This window comes from Mesorhizobium sp. CO1-1-8, from assembly GCF_020164875.1.
In the GTDB taxonomy this organism is placed as follows: Bacteria; Pseudomonadota; Alphaproteobacteria; order Rhizobiales; family Rhizobiaceae; genus Mesorhizobium.
In genome coordinates this window covers 49,361-66,066 of sequence record NZ_JAIUGZ010000002.1, presented here as the reverse complement: position 1 = coordinate 66,066, position 16,706 = coordinate 49,361, and the positions used below count along the sequence as shown (strand labels likewise).

The 16,706-nt window shown below is 61.8% G+C and carries 19 protein-coding genes; 5 read left to right on the top strand and 14 right to left on the bottom strand.

What is annotated here, in order from left to right:
* Window positions 1-10 precede the first annotated feature (10 nt).
* The 6 genes from LB558_RS03750 to LB558_RS03725 all read right to left on the bottom strand — a co-directional run bounded on the left by LB558_RS03750 (window position 11) and on the right by LB558_RS03725 (window position 8,937).
* The gene (locus tag LB558_RS03750) at window positions 11-2,359 is read right to left on the bottom strand and encodes a xanthine dehydrogenase family protein molybdopterin-binding subunit (protein ID WP_224696287.1); all 2,349 of its coding nucleotides are present in this window, start codon (window positions 2,357-2,359) and stop codon (window positions 11-13) included.
* Window positions 2,352-2,849, bottom strand: a complete 498-nt coding sequence (locus LB558_RS03745) for a (2Fe-2S)-binding protein (protein WP_224696286.1) — start codon at window positions 2,847-2,849, stop codon at window positions 2,352-2,354. The genes LB558_RS03750 and LB558_RS03745 overlap by 8 nt, the downstream gene beginning before the upstream one ends.
* Complete coding sequence (locus LB558_RS03740; protein WP_224696285.1) at window positions 2,846-3,694, bottom strand: FAD binding domain-containing protein; 849 nt, start codon at window positions 3,692-3,694, stop codon at window positions 2,846-2,848. The genes LB558_RS03745 and LB558_RS03740 overlap by 4 nt, the downstream gene beginning before the upstream one ends.
* 161 nt (window positions 3,695-3,855) lie before the next feature.
* Entirely contained in the window at window positions 3,856-5,823 is a 1,968-nt protein-coding gene (locus tag LB558_RS03735; protein ID WP_224696284.1) for a hydantoinase B/oxoprolinase family protein, read from the bottom strand.
* A 3-nt stretch (window positions 5,824-5,826) separates the two neighbouring features.
* Window positions 5,827-7,854, bottom strand: a complete 2,028-nt coding sequence (locus LB558_RS03730; protein ID WP_224696283.1) for a hydantoinase/oxoprolinase family protein — start codon at window positions 7,852-7,854, stop codon at window positions 5,827-5,829.
* A 102-nt stretch (window positions 7,855-7,956) separates the two neighbouring features.
* Window positions 7,957-8,937, bottom strand: coding sequence for a helix-turn-helix domain-containing protein (locus tag LB558_RS03725; protein ID WP_127255018.1), 981 nt, complete (start codon window positions 8,935-8,937; stop codon window positions 7,957-7,959).
* 427 nt (window positions 8,938-9,364) lie between these two features.
* On the opposite strand from LB558_RS03725, the gene LB558_RS03720 reads away from it, so the two are divergent.
* The 3 genes from LB558_RS03720 to LB558_RS03710 all read left to right on the top strand — a co-directional run bounded on the left by LB558_RS03720 (window position 9,365) and on the right by LB558_RS03710 (window position 10,619).
* Window positions 9,365-9,796, top strand: a complete 432-nt coding sequence (locus LB558_RS03720; protein WP_224696282.1) for a GNAT family N-acetyltransferase — start codon at window positions 9,365-9,367, stop codon at window positions 9,794-9,796.
* A 22-nt stretch (window positions 9,797-9,818) separates the two neighbouring features.
* Window positions 9,819-10,202, top strand: coding sequence for a DUF982 domain-containing protein (locus LB558_RS03715; protein WP_224696281.1), 384 nt, complete (start codon window positions 9,819-9,821; stop codon window positions 10,200-10,202).
* 90 nt (window positions 10,203-10,292) lie between these two features.
* Complete coding sequence (locus LB558_RS03710) at window positions 10,293-10,619, top strand: hypothetical protein (protein WP_224696280.1); 327 nt, start codon at window positions 10,293-10,295, stop codon at window positions 10,617-10,619.
* A gap of 29 nt (window positions 10,620-10,648) precedes the next feature.
* Here LB558_RS03710 and LB558_RS03705 read toward each other — a convergent pair whose 3' ends face one another.
* From LB558_RS03705 to LB558_RS03670, 8 genes are all read right to left on the bottom strand, one after another.
* Window positions 10,649-10,981 carry a hypothetical protein gene (locus tag LB558_RS03705; protein WP_224696279.1) on the bottom strand — a complete coding sequence of 111 codons (333 nt, stop codon included), beginning with the start codon at window positions 10,979-10,981 and terminating at the stop codon, window positions 10,649-10,651.
* 2 nt (window positions 10,982-10,983) lie between these two features.
* Window positions 10,984-11,343 (bottom strand): hypothetical protein, encoded by a 360-nt coding sequence (locus tag LB558_RS03700; RefSeq protein WP_224696278.1) that lies wholly within the window; start codon window positions 11,341-11,343, stop codon window positions 10,984-10,986.
* Window positions 11,343-12,563 carry an NRAMP family divalent metal transporter gene (locus LB558_RS03695; protein ID WP_318011606.1) on the bottom strand — a complete coding sequence of 407 codons (1,221 nt, stop codon included), beginning with the start codon at window positions 12,561-12,563 and terminating at the stop codon, window positions 11,343-11,345. The genes LB558_RS03700 and LB558_RS03695 overlap by 1 nt, the downstream gene beginning before the upstream one ends.
* Entirely contained in the window at window positions 12,560-13,012 is a 453-nt protein-coding gene (locus LB558_RS03690) for a hypothetical protein (RefSeq protein WP_224696276.1), read from the bottom strand. Before LB558_RS03690 ends, LB558_RS03695 begins: the two co-directional genes overlap by 4 nt.
* A gap of 122 nt (window positions 13,013-13,134) precedes the next feature.
* Window positions 13,135-13,362 (bottom strand): hypothetical protein, encoded by a 228-nt coding sequence (locus LB558_RS03685; protein WP_224696275.1) that lies wholly within the window; start codon window positions 13,360-13,362, stop codon window positions 13,135-13,137.
* A gap of 87 nt (window positions 13,363-13,449) precedes the next feature.
* Window positions 13,450-13,668: a hypothetical protein gene (locus tag LB558_RS03680; RefSeq protein WP_224696274.1), complete on the bottom strand. Its 219-nt coding sequence runs from the start codon at window positions 13,666-13,668 to the stop codon at window positions 13,450-13,452.
* A 4-nt stretch (window positions 13,669-13,672) separates the two neighbouring features.
* Entirely contained in the window at window positions 13,673-13,891 is a 219-nt protein-coding gene (locus LB558_RS03675; RefSeq protein WP_224696273.1) for a hypothetical protein, read from the bottom strand.
* On the bottom strand, window positions 13,888-14,229 hold the full coding sequence (locus tag LB558_RS03670; protein WP_224696272.1) for a hypothetical protein: 342 nt from the start codon (window positions 14,227-14,229) through the stop codon (window positions 13,888-13,890). Before LB558_RS03670 ends, LB558_RS03675 begins: the two co-directional genes overlap by 4 nt.
* A gap of 271 nt (window positions 14,230-14,500) precedes the next feature.
* Here LB558_RS03670 and LB558_RS03665 point away from each other — a divergent pair, with 271 nt between their 5' ends.
* Window positions 14,501-15,286 (top strand): SDR family NAD(P)-dependent oxidoreductase, encoded by a 786-nt coding sequence (locus tag LB558_RS03665; RefSeq protein ID WP_224696271.1) that lies wholly within the window; start codon window positions 14,501-14,503, stop codon window positions 15,284-15,286.
* A 72-nt stretch (window positions 15,287-15,358) separates the two neighbouring features.
* Complete coding sequence (locus LB558_RS03660; protein ID WP_224696270.1) at window positions 15,359-16,537, top strand: zinc-dependent alcohol dehydrogenase; 1,179 nt, start codon at window positions 15,359-15,361, stop codon at window positions 16,535-16,537.
* The last annotated feature ends 169 nt before the right edge of the window (window positions 16,538-16,706 follow it).

Below are 16,706 nucleotides of genomic sequence, written 5' to 3'. Positions count from 1 at the left end.
TTTGCTTGCCTCAGCCCAGAGTGTTCGACGCCCAGCCGGGGGCGATGTGCGGGAATTCCGGCGGCAGTTCGCGCTCATGCAGCAGTCGAAGCACGCGCGGCGGCGTCAGTGGCAGTTGCCGCACCGGCTTGCCGATGGCGCGTGCCACAGCGCAGCCGATCGCCGCGCCCACGGCCAGGATCGGGACCTCGCCCGCGCCCTTGGTGCCTAGAGGCCCCATCGAAGGTGCGCCCTCGTAGAGATCGGCGGCGACCGGAATCACGTCCTGCGCCAGCGGCAGGCGATAAGTCTCGAAATCGTCCTGCGCGATGCGTCCGTCGGCGGTGAGCGTCACCTCCTCATGCAACGCATAGCCCAGCCCCTGCACCACGCCGCCCTGTATCTGGCCCAGGATGGCGCGCGGGTTGAGCGCGCGGCCGACATCTTGAACCACGCGATAGGCCAGCACCTCGACATGGCCGGTGTCCGGATCAACCGCCACCTCGGCCTCGTGAACGACGAAGACGGGAATGTCGAGCGCATCGATGAAATGCCCCATCGCGCAGCCGGACATTGCCGGAGTGTTTCTGGCGGTAAAGGCTCCGCTTCCTGTGATCGGGCCAGTGGTCGCCTGCGCATGGGCGACGACAGCGGTGATCGACATGCCGGAACCGGGACGTCCCGTGATCTCGACACGACCGTCCCGCAGCCCCAAGTCTTCCGGTCGGGTCTGCAGCATCTCGCCAGCGGTCCGCAGCAGCTTCTCCCGCACCTCCGCGCAGGCGGCCAAACTAGCGGCGCCGATGGATACGGTGGTTCGTCCGCCGCCAACACCCACATCGAGACCGGCGGCATCCGTATCGGCTTCGCGTACGATCACCTGGTCGGGAGCAAGGCCGAGCTGCCCGGCCACGATCTGTGGCAGGGATTGCACCATCGTGCCGGACCCGATCTCCACACCCGAGGTGACCAGCGTTGCGCTACCGTCGGCGTTCAAATTCACCGTCGCCGTCGAAGGCCCGACGAAAACGAACCATGTGCCGACCGTGGTCGCAATTCCATAGAGCCTGCCGTCGGCCTTCGCTTCTGATGTGCCGGCACTGGCACGCAACGCCTCCATGCGATCGAGCATCGGACCCAACACGTCGGCCTCGAAAACCTGGCCCGTGGCACCGAGATCGCCATCTCCCAGGACATTTTTCTTTCGGAACTCCATTGGGTCGAAGCCTAGCGCATCGCAGATTTCGTCAGTGTGTCGCTCCAGCGCGAAGGTGTTGTAGACGCCGTTGCAAGCTCGGAAAGCGCCGTTGGGTGGTGTGTTGGTGTACACGGCGCGGCTGACGAGCCGTGTTGCGCCAACCCTGTAATTGCCGCCCAGCGTGTGCGCCGTCATCGTCGTCAGAAAAACCTGTTCGCCTCCATATGCGCCGCAGTCCATCAGCACGACCGCCTCGCGCCCGGCGATGTATCCTTGGGCGGTGACTGCGGACCGAATGCGGATTTCCGCATTTTCGCGGCAGAGGCAGGTTGCCATCTCTTCTTGCCGGGTGTTTTCCAGGACCACCGTGCGCCCGGTCATCCGCGCCAGAAGTGCCGTGATCGGCTCGATGGACGCATCGAATTTCAGGCCGAACCCGCCGCCGACAGGCGGCACGGTGACCCGCACGCGCCCGGGCGCAAGCTGCATGACCCTTCCGGTGACGTTGCGCACGGTCCAAGGCACCTGCGTCGAGGTCTGGATGTGAGCACGCCCGTCCTCCCAGCAGCCGATGGCAACGCGCGGTTCGAAGGGCACATGGCTCTGCCGGCCGACGATGAAGCTGCTCTCGACAATGCGTATGTCGGGACGGGCGAAGGCCGCATCGACGTCACCCCGGCTGGATTTTGCCTCCCATGCGATGTTGCCCGCACGTGCACCGCCTTCGGTGATCACCTCATAGCCGCGCCAGCCCTCGTGGACGAGACGGGCGGCGGGCTGGAGCGCTTCGGCCATGGAGGACACCGGTGCCAGCGGCTCGACCTCGAGCACGATGACCGCAAGCGCCGCCCGCGCCTGCTTCTCCGTTTCGGCGGCAACGACGGCGATTGGCTCGCCATGATAGCGGATGGTGTCGATGGCCAGGAGCGGATGGTCGGCAATGCCGATGCCGTAGAGCCCTGGCGCGTCGGCGCCGGTCGCCACCGCGCGCACACCAGGACAGCGAAGTGCCGCCGAAACATCGAGCTTGCGGATACGCCCCGCGGGAACGGTCGACCGCAGCAGCACGGCATGCAACATGTCGGGGCGAACCCGGTCGTTGGTGTATTTCGTCCGCCCGCGCAGCTTGTCCTGCGCATCGCGGCGGGGAAGATTCATCACGGTGGCGGACAGTTCAGACATGGATGCCTCCCACCGACTGGCCAGCCTTCCGCGCTTGGTCGAGGCAGTCGGCAACGGCGTCGACGATCCGCTCATATCCGGTGCAGCGGCAGATGTTGCCGACCATCGCGGCCTTGATTTCGGGACGGCTCGCATGCGGATTGTCACGCACGAAAGCCGAAAGGCTCATGACCATTCCCGGAAAACACATGCCGCATTGCACGGCATCGGCGGCCTCGAAATTGGCCTGGAGCGGGTGCAGCGTCTGGTTCCCGGAACTCAATCCCTCGATGGTCGTGACCGCGCATCCGTGGACCAGGCCAATCGGCTTCAGGCAGGACGGCACCGCTTCGTCGTCGACATGCACCGTGCATGCGCCGCAGAAGCCTTCGCGGCACACGGCTTTGGTCCCCGTCAGGAATCGTTCCTGCCGCAGGATGTCGACGAGCGGTGTCATCGGATCGCCGTGAAAGCTGCAGTCCTCGCCATTCAGCTGGAATGTCACGGTCATGCCAAGCCCCCGGTCTTGAGAAGTGCGGCAACACCGCGCTTGACCAGCGGCGGGAGAACCTGGCCCCGGTACCAACCCTCCGCTTCCCTGCCGTCGCGGCCCTGAAAATCATTGTGCTCCAGTGCAAGCCCGGCAGCGCGTTCCGGATCGAGCGCGGAGGCCTGTGCCCTCATGGCCTGTTCGAGCGCCGTCCAGCGCCGCGCTACCGGCTCCACCGAGCCGACGGCGATGCGACATCGTTTGTCCTTGTCCACCGCGAGCGAGACGATGGCGACCGGGTAGTCGCCGGCTTTCCGAAGCGGCAGGCGGATATGCGCGCTTGCGACAAGGTCGCGGCGCAGATGAATTCTCGTTACGATCGCTTCGGTCAGCAGCATATGCCTGTCTTTGAGGAAATCCGAAATACCGAGGAGTTTTGGGCCTTCGAACGTCTCCAGCTCCACCGTCGCCTCACAGACGAGAAGCGCAGGGGCGAGATCGGCGGCGGCAAAGTCGAGGGCACAAAGGTTGCCGCCCACGGTGGCGACCCTTCGGATGCCGGGATTGGCCGCATTCTCCGCCGCGGCAACCAGACCTTCGAAGCCCGCTGCCCCATGCAACGCGCGGCCAAGGACTGCGTGGGTAACAGTTGCACCGATCACGACATGGTCCGAGCCGATTTCGACCTTCGACAAGGCCGGTATTCGGTGGAGGGCGACCACTGCCTCGGGAAGGTCGACCCCGCGCTGGGGATCACGCATCATCCAGGTGCCGCCGGCAAGCACCACCGCGCCTCGCCGGCGTGCGGCCATTGCATCTTCAAGTGTGCTGGCTGCGGTGAACGATCGTTCCACGCCTGGTGCCATCTGTCATACCCCTCGGAAGCAGCCAACTTTTACGGCGCTGCAGCATTGTTGCTCCAGCTTTGGGCTCCTGTGAAATAGTAATTCTTCGAATATGGTATCGAAAAAACAGATAACTTAGGCATCCCGCGAGCGCCGCAAGATTGCGGCGCGCTCGTTAGCGCTCAGACCCAGTGGGCGACGGTCCGTTTCTCAAAACTCTCCCGGAACTGGGCGGTGGTTCTGGGAAGCAGTTCGCCAGTCTGCCAGTCGAGGATCACGGCATACTGCCGAACCGCATCGAGCGTATCGATCTCGCCGGAGCGGTATTTGCGCGCGACCTCCTCGGGATCCATGCGTGCCCAGCCCTTCCGTTTCGCCCGGATGTCGGCACGGCAGGCTTCGGTCGCCGTCTCGTCGATTTCGTACTGGCAAAGGTCGCGGTCGATTTCGCGGATCACCACGCCGTAGTCAGTCCTGGCACGCTCCAGGGAAACGTAGTCGTCGATCACGTCCTCCATCACCTTGCGGGGCTCGCGCTGCAGTGGATCGCCGAAACCGCCGCCGCCGGCCGTCGGACGAGCGAACTGGTCGCCTGTGTGGACAGAGTAATCGGAGAATACGGAGCCGAGCCAGATCTCGGTCTCTTCTCCGGCGCGCTTCATGGTCAAGCCGTGGGGCATCGACGGCAGGCCTCCTTCGACACCCCAGACGACAGCACGCTCGCGGTCGCAAATATAGGACATGACGGCATTTTCAGCCTCAAGCAGCAACGAGGTCTTCTGCACGCCGACGCCGCCCCGCCATTTGCCGGGCCCGGCCGAATCCTGCTTGATCTGGAACTCGAGCGTCCGAGTGGGATTGACCCGCTCGTTGCCTTCGTTGGGTTGCGACATCAGCCCGGTTCCGAAGCAGGCGGTGGTGACATCGGCACCATCCTTGCCGTTGCGCCCGCCCCAGCCGCCGGGCAGCCATTCGTAGAACATGAAGATCGGCTTTTCGGGTTTGCGCGCGTCCCGTCCCCCGGCCAGCAGATATTCGAGGTTGAAAGCGCAGGCGATAGCGCGTTCGGGCATGATCTTCGACCACATCTCGAAGATCGCGTTCATGATCTTTTCGAACGGCATCAGGAACCCGGTTACCGCCACCGGCCATTCCGCGCTGACGATGCTGTTCTTCGGCGCGGTCACCTCGATCATCCGGTAAAACCCGCTGTTGAGCGGGAGGTCCGGGAAGAAGGTCTTCATACCGGCGACCACGGCCGAGAAGGTCGCGCCCGGCGCGGAATTGTACATCGAGGCGATGGTCGAATGGCTTCCCGTAAAATCGTAGTGGATCGTGTCGCCCTTGATCGTCATCTTGATGCGGATCGGGATCATGCCTTCGCCGGCGCCGAGATCCCGGTCAATGTAGTCGACCGTCTCCCAGGTGCCGTCGGGCAGCTCCGCGAGACGCTTTCGCACGGCACGTTCGACGTAGTCCTGGACCTCCTCCATACCGCGCATGACCTGGCCGCGGCCGTACTTCTTGACCAGCCGCAACAGCTCGCGCTCGGCGGCCTGCGTCGCCTGCGCCTGGGAATGGATGTCGCCAATGATCGATGCGGGATCGCGCGTGTTGGCCGCGATCATGTTGGCGACGTCGGAGCAGAAGCGGCCGCGCTGGAAAAGGCGCAGCGGCGTGATGCGCAGGCCTTCGCGGAACATGTCGCGGGCGGTGACGTCGAAGGAACCCGGCACCGAGCCGCCAAGATCCGACCAGTGGCCGTTCGACTGTGAGAAGCCGATCAGCTTGTCTTCGTCGAAGATCGGCCGGACGAGTCGAACATCGCTGAAATGCGTGCCGCCGGCATAGGGATCGTTGATTGCGTAGACGTCGCCAGGTGCCATATCGCCTTCGAAGACCCGGATCACCTCCTTGCACGTGTTGTGCAGTGTGCCGACATGGACGGCGATGTCGTAGTTGCCCTGGGCAACGGAGTTGCCATCGGCGTCGTGCAGGGCGTTCGAAAAGTCTCGGTTGTAGATGACGAAGGAATAGCAGGTGCGAAGCATCTGTTCGGCCATCTGGTCGACGGTGGTGATGAAGGAGTTCTTCAGCACCTCGAACGTTACCGGATCGAGGCCAGGGCTCGTTTCAATCAGCTTTGTCATGTCTCAGCCTTTCGTCACGATGAGAATGTTCAGGAAGCCGTCGACGGTCGCGCTCATTCCCGGCGGGACCAAGGTGGTGGAATCGAACTGTTCGACGATGGCGGGTCCTGTAAAGGCAGCGCCGGCGCTGAGTTGGTCGCGTTCATAGACAGCCGCGTCATGAGATATGCCGTCGAACCAGACGCCGCGGCGTCCGAGGGGCTCGGGCACATGAGGCAGGACTTCATGCCGCGGTATCTCGGCTTTCGGGACGATGCCGATCGCCTTGACCGCGATGCGGAAGATCGACACCGGCGCCTCTTCGCGGCGGTAGTTGAACTCGCGTTCGTGCTCGTTGTGGAACGCCTCGATAAGCGAGCAGATGTTCTCGATGCGCGCCGGCGCCGACACCGCAAGCGAGCGCCACTGGCCCTGGTACATCATCTCGACCGTACGCTGCAGCGCCATGTCTTCCTGCGCCACGCCCTCATGGGCCAGACGCTCAACCGCCTGTTCTTCCATCAGAACAAAGGCTGTCTGCATTTCGGCGGGCGAGACAGTCGAAGCATCGGCCATGAAGCTTTCGGAGAAATCGTGTTGCACGTCGACGAGAAGGCAACCGAGCGCGGAGGTGACGCCGGGATTGGGCGGCACGATCACGGTTGGAATCGACAGCTCCTTGGCCACGGCCGCTCCGTGCAAAGCGCCAGCACCGCCGAATGCGACCAGTGCAAAGTCGCGCGGGTCATAGCCCCGGCTGATGGAGAGAAGCCGGACGGCATTGCCCATATTGGCGTTGGCGACGGCGATGATCGCCTCGGCCGCCTGGTGGAGTTCCATGCCGAAAGGTTCCGCCACCGTCTCCTGAACCGCCTGGGTGGCCAGAGCGGGGTCGAGCGTGATCTTGCCGCCCGCAAGGCTGGTGCCGAGACGGCCGAGCACGACATTGGCATCGGTATTGGTGGCAATGCGGTTGCCATTCTTGTAGCAGGCCGGACCTGGAAAGGCGCCGGCGGATTGCGGTCCGTTGCGCAAGCTGCCGCCCTCGTCCTGCCATGCCAACGACCCGCCGCCCGCACCGATGGTCAGCACCTCGATGGAGGGGAAGCGTATCGGATATCCGAATTCGATGTACCAGTCTTTTGTGATGCGCGACTCCCCGTTCCAGGCCAGCGAGACGTCGGTGCTGGTACCGCCCATGTCGAAGCCGATCGAGTTCGGGAAGCCACAGAGATTTCCGATGAAGCGGCTTGCGATCGCGCCGGCGGCGATGCCGGATCCCGCGAGCCGAGCCGAGAAATCCTTGACGCTCGCGGGCGTCATGACCCCGCCACCGCTGTGCAGCAACAGGAGATCTCGTTTGTATCCGGCGGCCGCGAGCTTTTCTCCAAGACGCGACACGTAATCGACGACAACCGGGGCACAGACGGCGTTCGCCATCGTGGTGGAAAAACGTTCATGCTCGAAGATTTCTGGCATCACCTCCGAGGAGATCGAGACCGGCAGATCCGGCATTGCCTCCTTCAGTATCTCACGCATGCGGCGCTCGTTGGCGCCGTTGACATAGGAGTTCATGAAGCAGACGGCGATCGACTTGACCTGTCGTTTCCTGAGAATCTCGGCGGCACGGCGCGCGGCCTCTTCGTCCAACGCTTCCAGGATCGTGCCCTCGGCACTGACCCGTTCCCGAACGGTCAGCCGGTCGCGGCGCGGGATATAGGGCTTGGCGACATCCTTGTAGGTGTCCCAGAGATCTTCCTTGTTGGCGCGGCGGATCTCTACAACGTCACGAAAACCCTCGCTGCAGACCATTGCGGTGCGCGGCAGGCGGCGGGTGATCAGCGCATTGGTGGCGACCGTCGTACCGTGAGAGAACATCGTCACTTCCGAAAGATCGATGCGCCCCTGCTCCACGCCATTCATGATGGCCTGCATGGGATCGTCAGGCGTGGAGGCAGTCTTTTCGATGCGGATCGCTCCGCTATCTTCGTCCATGATGCAGATGTCGGTGAAGGTCCCTCCGACATCGACGGCAACTCTGATTCGGCTCATGACAGTTCCTTCGCAGGTCTTGCGGGCAAAGCCCCGCCTTCGTCGCCCCTTGCCGGGGAGACGTCGCAATGAATGGTGGAATTGGCCCGGATTTCGTCGGGTCTAGTGGCGCTCTCGCGAGGCCGAAGAGCCGCCTGCCCGGTTCGCTGCTTCGCGACGGGTATCCGTCGGTGCGCAGCCGAACCGGGTCCGGTAGTGCTTGCAGAACTGGGACTGGTCGGCGAAGCCCCAGCGGTAAGCGATCTCAGCTACGCTGCTGATGTTGGTCACCGACATCAGCTCCTCGGCGCAAAGTTCAAGCCGGGCGTCGCGGATGAAGCCGTTGATGGACTGGTTGCTGTCCTGAAAAAGAACCTGCAGGTAACGCAGGGAGATGCCGCAGGCATCAGCCACCGCCTGCGGGCCGAGGTCGGAATTCTTCAGGTTGTCGCGAATATACTGCTCGGCGCGATGCAAATGGCCGGCCCGGATCGACGAGATGCTGCTGTCAAGCACGCGATCGTCACTCACGATCGACAGGCACAGCATTTCCAGGATGTGCCTGCCCATCATCTCGCGAGCGACTTCAGTGATCTCATCGACATGGCCGATCGTGGTTCGCACCGTGTCGAGGAAGAGCGCGGCGACGCCTTGGGTTGCATCGAAACTGAGTGCACTGAGCCGTTCGGCAGACCCGATCCGCGCCCGAACGCTCGATGACGGCACCTTCAGGACCCACAGCGCGTTTGGCTTACCGTGCCAGAATTCGTAAGGCGCATCTCCCCTCTCAACGAGGAAGCCCCCCGGACTGCAACTGACGGTTCTCGATCCTTGCGAAAAGTTCACCTCCGACATCTCCGGGATGGTGATGAGCAGGCTGGCGTCACGCTCGTTGAGGAAGTGGCGGCGATGGCGGCGATAGCTCACGGCATCGCAGCGCATTTTAGACACGCTGACGAGCCCGAGAGAGAAGGTTTCCAGCGTGCCTGAAAACTCGCGACGGTTCCGATACTCGGTGTCGAGCGGAAAATAGGCTTCGGTAACAGCGGCTTGCCAGGCATCACCGCCTGCGGGACCGCCGATCGTATCGACGACGTATTTCATTCCCCGACCTTTCTGGTTGGCCCGGTTAGCCCGGTGTTTTTCTGAAGATTACAGGAATCCGCCCGCGCGTATTGGTCAAAAACGAATAAACTTATGTGGTCGGCTAGCCCAGACCGGAGCTCGCACCCAGCCTTGGGCGCGCAAACCGCCAGCCGACTTGGGGCCATGCATCCTTTTCGCACACTCATTCAGGATAAGTTGTCGGCTTCCAGATATGGGTGGAAATGATGTCTCGCAGTTCCGTGCGCACCGCACGGAAGAGTGGGCGAAGTTCGAGGACATTGGTCGCTGCGACGAGGTCGCGAGGATCAGCTGTCGGGTAATCGGCGGGTCGAATGGCCAGACCTCGATGCGGCCAGCCTCAACAAGAAGATGGACGCGCCTTTGTCGGTTAATCTCGTGTCTTACCCAGCCAGGAGTGGAACTCATGTCTTCCCGAGCCGAGGGATTTAAAATCGCTCTGTCCCACAGTGGAGATGCCAGAGCGCAGGCCGCCGCAGCGCTCTATCAATACAACATCGCACAGACCGGGATCGACGACCGAGCTGCTATCGGAGCGGAGCTTTGCGGCCAGTCAGGAAAGACCTGGGGCGGGCTTTGGGGCAGAACGGAACTCGGGCTCCTATTTCTCGATATGTTTTTCCTGCCTGAGCAGTTGCGTGGCCAATCCTTTGGCTCACAACTTCTCAGGACGATCGAGGAAGAAGCCATCCGGCGCGGCTGTAAGAAGGCCGTCGTGGAGACGAGTAGTTTCCAGGCACCGCTATTCTACATGCGCCATGGTTTCGAGGAATTCGGCAAAGTCGAATTCGGAATTCCAGGGCACGCACGCATCTTCCTTCGCAAGGATCTGCTGTAAGTCTTGGGGACAGGGCGCACGGATGGCCATCGGCCAGTTGTTTCAAATGCCAGGTGCTCTGGAACAAATCGACGAGTGCGGAGTTAAACGCGTCGCGACGCGCAGTCTTGCAGCGACGTGTCGAATAGAGTGCATCCCGCTGGAGAGGCATGTGCGTACTGGACATTTCAGAAAGCCGATTATCATTCAACCCGGCCGGATAGACCGCGACAGGGTTGTGGTTTCGGTGTCGGACGCAGCCGAAGTGCTGCTGCGGGACTGGCCAAAGCCGACATCCGAGAGGCGTCTTGCCGCGATCAGAGCGTGCCTTGCCGTCATGCGAGGCGAAAAGCCGACAAGGGCCGCACGACAGGCGTTCATCGTTGCAGCCAAGGACGCCAGGATTCTGCTGAGCGAGCAAGTCTGACCGTGGTGGGTCGCCTTAGTGCACGCAAGTTTGGTTCCGTCGGCGCCTGCAAGTGCGACTCTGCCGAGATCGGTTCGAAGGGGAGAGATTATGGCTAAGGTTTCAGGTTTCACGCCTGCCGCGGCCAGAGGCGAAGTTCAGGCAGGAGTTACGCAGGACAAGACTCCGGGGTTCGATCCCGCCATTGCCCCGCTTGAGACAGATGCAGAGGCCGCGGACACACAAACTCCGGTCGCTGAAACAAGTCCGCTGCGCAGTCACCCAAAATTCGAAAACGATGCCAGCTTTGCCGATGCCATGCGCCCGGTCGAAGGCGAGCCGGAACTGCGGCCTGGCGGCAACTGGCCGGTGTTGGTGATTGCAGCTGTCGTTTTGACAGCAGCCGTGGTCTTCCTGGCGGCAAGCATGCTGCGCTGAGAATGGTCTTGCAATGCAGCACCCACAACCTATTCCTGGATGTCTGGGGCGCCCTTCATGCCTGAGAGTTCGGTCATCGGGCACAGCAGCCGCGGTCGCGCGGGATCGGAGATGTCGAGCTTGTCCCAAGGGATGCGGTATAGACCGTCGCGGCGGCGCAATCGGAAAAGATCCAGCACCGCCACGCCCATGGCCGAGGCCGAAAGACGCTCGAAAGCAGCGTAGACCCCGACATGGAATTCGGTGACGACGAAATCCTCACCATCCCGTTCGGCGTGGATCTCCTCGATATAACCGACATTCTTGCCGCGCTGCGAGAGTACGCGTCGCCCTGCCAGATGCTCGAGTTTGACCGTGGTCATCGTCAAGCTCCCGGAATGCGCCCGATGACATGGTCGCGCAACCAGTCCTGCCAGGCGAAGATCGACGTTTCTCGCACGTCGATGTCGAACTCGATATCGACGCCGATATCTTTCACCTTGTGCCAGGCGATCCGATGGGGCTCACCATGCTGCTTGCCGCCCAGCTTGACCGCGAGCCGCGCCATCCAGCGCCCAGGCCGTGCGCCGAGGCGACGCGCCAGGGTGATGGAGCCGAGCTCGATCGCAATGATCCGAGGCGGCTTGCCAGGCCGCAACTCCGCCACCAACCCGTCGACCTTGCCGATCTTGACCTGCTCGCGGTCGACCACCTGCTTGTCCAGGAGATCACGCAGTAACTTCATCATGTGCCTCCGAATATCTGCAGCGGGATGGTCACCACGGCCAGCACGAAGCCAAGCGCGATGATGAGGATGACCGCGGCATTCGAGATGATGCCGTTGCGATGCTCACCGACATAGCGTTCGTCGTTCAGCAGAAACAGGAATGGAACCACCGTCAGCGGCAGGCTGGCTGCCGTCAGTGCCATGGAAAAGATGGTGACCCTCAGCGGATCGAGACCAAGCGCGATGGGAATAGCCGCCAAAAGCAATGATATCGTGTAGGTGGCGCTGAAACCCGGATCGTCGCGCGGCTTACGATCCTCGCCCCAATTCCAGCCGAAACCCTGGGCTACAAGATAGGCCTGTTGCAACCCGACCTCTAGTGCGGCGCCGAAGCAGGCGATGGCGAGAGAGGCAACAAACAGCACGAAGCCCCAGAAGCCGAATATGGGGATCAGCATCAACGGCAACTGGTGATAGTCGTCCACCTGCGTGACGCCATGCGTGGCGAGCACGAGAGCCGCTACGATCAACACGCCGATCGAGATGGTGCCCCCGAAGGTCATGCCCAACCCCGCTATGGCCCGATTGGCTCCGAGATAGCTTTTGTCCCACCGGTCCTCGATGGCCCCCGAGGAATAGAACATGAAGAGGTAGGGCGATATCGAAGCGCCGAGAATGCTGACCGCCATGAACCAGTAATTGGCGGCATCGTGAACTGGCAGCGAAGGCACGGCGCCCCTTGCGACTCCCGTCCAATCGGGCCTCAGCATCACCGCTCCGACGACGAAACACAGCGTCACCAGACCCAGAATCGATACGCCCTTCTCGATGAAGCCGAACGTGCCTTTCCAGAGCAGCAGCCATGCCAGCAAAGCCACCGGCAGTGCCCACCACTGGAAGCCTACGCCGGTGGTAAATTCGAGCGCAATGGCAACGCCGCCGATCTCGGCGGACAGCACCAGGAAATTGACCAGCAGGGCGGCAAGCAACGGCCATAGAAAGACGTTGAAGCCGAATCTCTCGCGGATGCCGTCGGAGATCGTGTGATGGCTCACAGCCGCGAACCGGCCGGACATTTCGACAAGGAAGATGATGCAGATGGTGCCGAGCACCACCGCCCAGATCAATTGGAAGCCAAACATCGCGCCCGCCTGCGCCGCCGTCGCCATGGACCCAACTTCGAGGAAGCCGCCGACGCTGGTGACGACGCCGAGGGATATTTCCATGAGCTTCTTCATGGCTTCGGCGCGAAATACTTGGCGTAGGCGGTAGCGAGCGAACGCGACGCCAGCCGTAGATCCTGTTGCGCGTTCTGAACTTCCGGCCGGTCATCTGCCCGCAATCCGGCCTCGGCGCGCGCCACCGCGACCGACAGATCGTTGACTGCTTTTGTAAGGGAAGCTTGCTCGGTGGGTTCACTGGTTTCGGCGGACCGGATTTGCGCCCCGATATCTGCAAGCGTCTGGCCGATCGATTGCAGCGTATCCATCGTGTATACAGTCGGCGCCGCCCCTGCCGCCCAAGCGTCCAGCGCCATCAACACGGTCTGCGATGCGGAGGCCGCAGTTCGTGATTGCTGCTCGATCCGATCCGAAGATGAGCATGCCGACAACATCAGCAAAAGCAGCAAACAGTCGAGCCTGAGATAGCGGCGTCTAACGATCAAATCCGGCGTTTGGTGCGCCACAGAATAGTCTCCCCGACCCAACACGGCGTGAATCTGATCTAGAGCGCTCGTCGGGTCCGTCAACAACCGGCTCCCGATCCGCGCACGAGGCGGTCAAATCGGCTTTCGATTGTTGCTGAAGCTCAGTCGGGGCGATCCCCGCTCGAAGCGTCTCGGATTCTGTATTCGTGAACGAGGCCGAGAACCTGACTTCTGACGGTGTCGCGCGCGTCGGGCTGGATGAAAAACATCAGCCGTTCGACCGCTTCCACGACTGCTTCCGGCAGATCCGAAACCGCGTCAGTGAGTTCGCTGCCATGCTCGTACATATTGTCCGTCAGCTTCTTGTCGAGGTCGGAAAGGATGCCCATCGTCCACACTCCAGATCGGTGCTGTGTTGATCCCAGTCCGGCAGCGTCACCGCGAGGTCGCCCTCTCCTGTTGCTGCCGGCCGTCGATCACTGTTGCCCCGGCATTTCGGTGTTTTCCTTGGGATTCTTCTGGACGCCCGCGGCTGGTGAGGTATCCGCCGGGGCGTTGCCACCCTGGTTCTGTTCAGGCGCGCGTTTCAGCGGCGAGGTGTGCCAGCCCATATCAACGTAGAAAAAGCCGACGACGAAACCGACAATGATGACTGCGGCTATCACCAGCGAGATTATCGCGTTGCGTCGCTCCATAGGCCTAGCCGCCACTTGGCTTGGGAGATGCTGGCTGGGCTGGCTGCGTGCCTTGCTGATCGCCGCCGGTGCTGGTCTGCGGTGTCGGGTTGGTGTCCGTCGTGGGATTCTTGTCGACCGGTTGGCTGTTCGTAGTATCCGTCTTGGACTTGGCTGGATCGGCATTGTCGTTGCACCCCGCCAAGGCGAGCAATGCCGCTGACATCAATAACACTGTTCTCATGCTGATTTCTCCTGGCTGAGTCCGGGCGAAGCCGCCTGCCAATGACCTATCCGGTCGAACCGCACCGAGAGCCCTTGTTTGACCGCGCTTCTGGCCAGCAAATGGTCCAGTTCGGCGTCTTCGATCGGGCTTCGCACGACCTGGCGAATGGCCTTGCAGGCAAGTTCCGTCGAGACGAAATCATATCTCCTGCTCCTGGCGACGACATATTGTTCGACCAACATTTTCACGCGCCTGAGCGCGATTTCTTCGGCGTATTGCATTTTGTTCCTCCTGCCCGCCGAACTGCCGAACGGGTTTGTTGTTCCCTCTCGCATCTCAAACATCACAGTCGCCATACGGAAAGCCCGCGCTTGCCGGACAGGCACGCGCGGGCTGGACCAGGCTGAGGGGACCCGATCATTTAGCATCAAAAGGGGAGCAACGACGCTGCACCGACATCGAACTCGCATCGACCTGAGTTGTTCCACCTCTCCACGCGCCGCTGTTCATGGCTCGGATGAACTCAAGGGCAAATCGTTGTCCCAGCCCGCATACGGCCGCGCATCAAGCCGCACGGAACAATCAGCCCCGATAGTGGTTCGGCCGAAGCGAGGTTCGGAGGACGTGATGACGAATGAAAAGTTGGCCGTGGTGACGGGCGCCTCAAGCGGCATTGGCAAGGAACTCGCCAAACTGTGCGCCAAGGACGGCTTCCACCTGATCATAGCCGCCGACGAACCCGCGATCCAGCAGGCTGCCGAGGCGCTCGGCTCACATGGTGTGACTGTCGAAGCCATCGAGGCCGATCTGGCGACCGAGGAGGGTGTCGATCGTTTGATCGCCGGGATCGGCGATCGCGATGTCGACCTGTTGTTCCTGAATGCCGGACGTGGGCTCGGCCGTGGTTTCGTCGATCAGGATTGGAAAAAAGTCCGCCGCATCATCGACACCAACATCACCGGGACCGTCTATCTCGCGCATCAACTCGGAGCCAGGATGGCACGCCGCGGCCGCGGCCGCATTCTCTTCACAGGATCGATCGCTGGTTTCATGCCCGGCACTTTCCAGGCGGTCTACAATGGCACCAAGGCTTTCATCGATTCCTTCTCGATCGCACTGCGTCATGAGCTGCAGGACACAGGAGTCACAGTCACCGTGCTGATGCCCGGGGCAACGCAGACGCGGTTCTTCGAACGCGCCGAAATGATGGATACCAAGGTCGGGACCGACGAGAAGGACAATCCCGCCGATGTCGCCGAGGCCGGCTACGAGGCGATGATGGACGGTGAGGAACAGGTCATCAGCGGTTGGAAGAACAAGCTGCAGGTGACCGCAGCGCATGTGACGCCGGCAGGCACGCTGGCCGAACAGCACCGCAAGATGGCCGAGCCGGGTTCGGCGTCTAAAGACTGACCTTCGGCCTCAAGCAAACCACAAATGTCGGCGGACTCTTCCGCCGACCTTCTCCAAGGCAGGAGCACCTTCATGAAAGCGCTCACGTGGCACGGCAAAGGCGACATTCGATGCGACCAGGTGGCTGATCCCGCAATCGAGGATGATCGTGACGTCATCATCAAAGTCACCTGTTGCGCCATATGCGGCTCGGACTTGCATCTGATGAACGGATATATGCCGACGATGGAATCGGGCGATGTGCTCGGACACGAGACGATGGGCGAGGTCGTCGAAGTCGGCAGCGGCCATTCGAAGTTCAGAAAGGGCGACCGCATCGTGGTGCCTTTCAACATCTCATGCGGCGAATGCTGGTTTTGCCAGAAGGGGTTGTTCTCGCTTTGCGACAGGTCCAATCCCAATGCCAAACAGGCTGCCGAAGTGATGGGGCAATCCCCGGCTGGCCTGTTCGGCTATTCGCATCTGGTCGGCGGCTATTGGGGAGGGCAAGCCGAATACTTGCGCGTTCCTTTCGCCGATGTCGGTCCGATAAAGGTGCCCGAGGGAATGGACGATGAACAGGTGCTGTTCCTCTCCGACATCTTCCCGACCGGCTACATGGCGGCTGAAAACGCAGGCATCGAACCAGGCGATACCGTCGCTATCTGGGGCTGCGGTCCAGTCGGCCAGTTCGCCATCCAGAGCGCATGGATGCTCGGCGCCGGCCGCGTCATTGCCATAGACAAGGTGCCGGAGCGGCTGGCGATGGCTCGCGAGCACGGCAAGGCCGAGACGCTCGACTTCAGCAACTCCGATATCTACGACGCCTTGATGGCGATGACCGATGGCCGCGGTCCGGATCGCTGCATCGACTGTGTCGGTACCGAGTCCGACCCCGGCGCCAGTGCCGACTCCATGCTCGACAAGGTTAAGGCTGCCGTCTATCTCGGCACCGACAGGCCCCATGTGCTTCGCGAAGCAATCTATTCATGCCGCAAAGGCGGCACCATCTCGGTACCCGGCGTCTATATCGGCCTCCTCGACCATATCCCGTTCGGCGCCGCCATGAACAAGGGCCTGACCTTCCGAATGGGCCAGACGCACACGCAACGCTATCTCGAACCGCTCCTGGCCATGGTGCAGAACGGCGACATCGATCCTTCCTTCGTGATCACGCACAGGGCAGACCTCGAAGCGGGACCGGATCTCTATAAAAAGTTCCGCGACAAGCAGGATGGCTGCATCAAGGTGGTAATGCGACCACATGGCTGAGACGTCGGCATCTTGCGCGGGGTTCACCTTGCGCGAATTTTCCGCAGGGATGGCACCGACGCTACTGGGGAACCCGGAACTTTCGACCGTGGCGGCGGTTGACCCGCAGAATAAACTCAGGGCGGCGAGACTGTCGCCCGCTGTGAAGAAAGCTGCCACCATGAGCACT

Excerpts from the sequence above, each read along its gene's own strand:
- LB558_RS03750 (WP_224696287.1), bottom strand. The coding sequence starts at position 2,359 with ATGTCTGAACTGTCCGCCACCGTGATGAATCTTCCCCGCCGCGATGCG.
- LB558_RS03745 (WP_224696286.1), bottom strand. The coding sequence starts at position 2,849 with ATGACCGTGACATTCCAGCTGAATGGCGAGGACTGCAGCTTTCACGGC.
- LB558_RS03740 (WP_224696285.1), bottom strand. The coding sequence starts at position 3,694 with ATGGCACCAGGCGTGGAACGATCGTTCACCGCAGCCAGCACACTTGAA.
- LB558_RS03735 (WP_224696284.1), bottom strand. The coding sequence starts at position 5,823 with ATGACAAAGCTGATTGAAACGAGCCCTGGCCTCGATCCGGTAACGTTC.
- LB558_RS03730 (WP_224696283.1), bottom strand. The coding sequence starts at position 7,854 with ATGAGCCGAATCAGAGTTGCCGTCGATGTCGGAGGGACCTTCACCGAC.
- LB558_RS03725 (WP_127255018.1), bottom strand. The coding sequence starts at position 8,937 with ATGAAATACGTCGTCGATACGATCGGCGGTCCCGCAGGCGGTGATGCC.
- LB558_RS03720 (WP_224696282.1), top strand. The coding sequence starts at position 9,365 with ATGTCTTCCCGAGCCGAGGGATTTAAAATCGCTCTGTCCCACAGTGGA.
- LB558_RS03715 (WP_224696281.1), top strand. The coding sequence starts at position 9,819 with ATGGCCATCGGCCAGTTGTTTCAAATGCCAGGTGCTCTGGAACAAATC.
- LB558_RS03710 (WP_224696280.1), top strand. The coding sequence starts at position 10,293 with ATGGCTAAGGTTTCAGGTTTCACGCCTGCCGCGGCCAGAGGCGAAGTT.
- LB558_RS03705 (WP_224696279.1), bottom strand. The coding sequence starts at position 10,981 with ATGACCACGGTCAAACTCGAGCATCTGGCAGGGCGACGCGTACTCTCG.
- LB558_RS03700 (WP_224696278.1), bottom strand. The coding sequence starts at position 11,343 with ATGAAGTTACTGCGTGATCTCCTGGACAAGCAGGTGGTCGACCGCGAG.
- LB558_RS03695 (WP_318011606.1), bottom strand. The coding sequence starts at position 12,563 with ATGAAGAAGCTCATGGAAATATCCCTCGGCGTCGTCACCAGCGTCGGC.
- LB558_RS03685 (WP_224696275.1), bottom strand. The coding sequence starts at position 13,362 with ATGGGCATCCTTTCCGACCTCGACAAGAAGCTGACGGACAATATGTAC.
- LB558_RS03680 (WP_224696274.1), bottom strand. The coding sequence starts at position 13,668 with ATGGAGCGACGCAACGCGATAATCTCGCTGGTGATAGCCGCAGTCATC.
- LB558_RS03675 (WP_224696273.1), bottom strand. The coding sequence starts at position 13,891 with ATGAGAACAGTGTTATTGATGTCAGCGGCATTGCTCGCCTTGGCGGGG.
- LB558_RS03670 (WP_224696272.1), bottom strand. The coding sequence starts at position 14,229 with ATGGCGACTGTGATGTTTGAGATGCGAGAGGGAACAACAAACCCGTTC.
- LB558_RS03665 (WP_224696271.1), top strand. The coding sequence starts at position 14,501 with ATGACGAATGAAAAGTTGGCCGTGGTGACGGGCGCCTCAAGCGGCATT.
- LB558_RS03660 (WP_224696270.1), top strand. The coding sequence starts at position 15,359 with ATGAAAGCGCTCACGTGGCACGGCAAAGGCGACATTCGATGCGACCAG.